The organism is Marinagarivorans sp., from assembly GCF_982758155.1.
In genome coordinates, this window is record NZ_CEXWTU010000112.1 from 1 (window position 1) to 499 (window position 499).

Annotated in this window: 1 protein-coding gene; it reads right to left on the bottom strand. The window is 44.9% G+C overall.

What is annotated here, in order from left to right; translation table 11 throughout:
* Nucleotides 1-375 precede the first annotated feature (375 nt).
* The coding region (locus AC3A8L_RS12570) for a glycoside hydrolase family 9 protein (RefSeq protein ID WP_487962620.1) at nucleotides 376-499 on the bottom strand (124 nt) is incomplete at its 5' end.

Consider the following 499-nt stretch of genomic DNA (forward strand, 5'->3'; position numbering starts at 1 on the left):
AACTCAATCTAGACAGTTTAAATAGTTTGTTTGACAGGGTGGGTCCATATAAGCAATTGCCGAGATGTATTCACAGCGTGCCCCAGAGGTTTATGCCGGCACCGCCGCACTGCACACATTTAAATAATACACACTAAAAGTTGTGAACAGAAAACTCCCGCGCACTAAGTCTTCGCGAATAGCCCGTTGCAGTAGATGCCGTTTAAGTTCATGGATTATATTAAGTTGGCGGGGTGGTAGGCAGCTCTCGCTGGTAAATCAACTTTACACGTCAATAGGGCCATTGCCGCGACTTTACCTCCGATTCTCGATTGCCGAGGCATCTAGCTGCGATACCGCCCTTTTTAAAAAGGGAGGTATCGCAATGGTGAGTTACTAATTATTTTGAATTGCCGCTAATAAATAAACCAGTGGTGCATTCCAGTTAATCGTGATTTCGTTGGTGGAATAACTGCACCAAGTATCGCTATAGGACTTGGCGGATAGCGATGATGGATAA